This window comes from Streptomyces sp. NPDC015032 (assembly GCF_043080425.1).
Lineage (GTDB): Bacteria > Actinomycetota > Actinomycetes > Streptomycetales > Streptomycetaceae > Streptomyces.
Genome location: NZ_JBIBVN010000129.1, coordinates 1 through 1,149 on the forward strand (window position 1 = coordinate 1; position 1,149 = coordinate 1,149).

2 protein-coding genes are annotated in these 1,149 nt (G+C 64.5%); one reads left to right on the forward strand and one right to left on the reverse strand.

The window, feature by feature from the left end; all coding sequences use genetic code 11:
- The coding region (locus ACF08M_RS41690) for an RNA-guided endonuclease InsQ/TnpB family protein (protein ID WP_392190535.1) at positions 1 to 718 on the reverse strand (718 nt) is incomplete at its 3' end.
- 51 nt (positions 719 to 769) lie between these two features.
- On the opposite strand from ACF08M_RS41690, the gene tnpA reads away from it, so the two are divergent.
- The coding region (gene tnpA, locus ACF08M_RS41695) for an IS200/IS605 family transposase (RefSeq protein ID WP_392190536.1) at positions 770 to 1,149 on the forward strand (380 nt) is incomplete at its 3' end.

A 1,149-nucleotide genomic window follows, 5' to 3' on the forward strand; every position in this document is an offset into this window, starting at 1 on the left:
TCCGCTTGTCCCGACGGACGCGAGGGAACCGGGCAAGTTCCTGCTGGGCCTTTTCCAGCTTCGCGGCGGCCGTGCGGCCGTGGCGGGGGTTGGGTACGTGCTCCCCGTTGGACGTGGTGAGGAACGACGCTATACCCATGTCAATACCGACCACGGACCCCGTCTTGGGCAGCGGTTCGGGCTGGGTCTGCTCGGCGGTCAGGACGACGTACCAGCACTTGCCTTCGCGCTTGACCGAGACGGTCTTGATCTTGCCGACCACGGGCCGGTGCTGGTTGACCTTGACGTGTCCGACGCCCTGGAAGCGGACGCGGGTGACGGGGTCGTGCGGGGTGGAGTCCCAGCGGCAGCCGTCCCCATCTTTGGGGAAGTCGACCGTGTCGAACCAGTTGACTCCCCGGAAGCGCGGGTAGCCGGGCGTTTCCCCGCCCTTTACGCGCCGGAAGAACGCGGCGAACGCCTTGTCCAGGCGACGCAAGGTGGCCTGCTGCGAAGAGAACGACCAGCGGCCCTGACGCTCCGGGTCGAACGCTCGAATCTCCTTGAGCTGCGCGGACTGCATCCCGTACTTGATGCTCGTCTTCGACACGTGCTCGTAGGCGTCACGGCGTTCCTGTAACGCCCCGTTGTAGAGCGAGCAGTGGTCACCGAGCATCGCCGTCAGCGCGGCAGTCTGGCCCACGGTGGGCCGCATGAGGAACTTGTACGCACGGAGCATTCGGCCCACCCCCTTCCCGGTCAGCTCCGAAGAGCATACTACTCTTGGTGTATGTCACCACGTTGGAACCCGAACCCCGATGTTCGTACTGGTCGTCACGTCACCTACAACCTCCACGCCCACTTGGTGTTCGTCACCAAGTACCGGCGCGGCGTGTTCGATGACGACATGCTGAAGCGGTGCGAAGAAATCATGCGGGAGGTGTGCGGGAAGTTCGAGGTGGAGCTGAGGGAGTTCAACGGCGAGGCCGACCACGTACACCTCTTGATCCACTACCCGCCGAAGGTCGCCTTGTCGAAGCTGATCAACTCACTCAAGGGCGTCAGCTCCCGGTACCTGCGGGCCGAATACACAGGCCGCATCAACCGCATCGGCATGGGCTCGGTCTTCTGGTCCCGCTCCTACTTCGCGGGCTCGTGCGGCGGTGCACC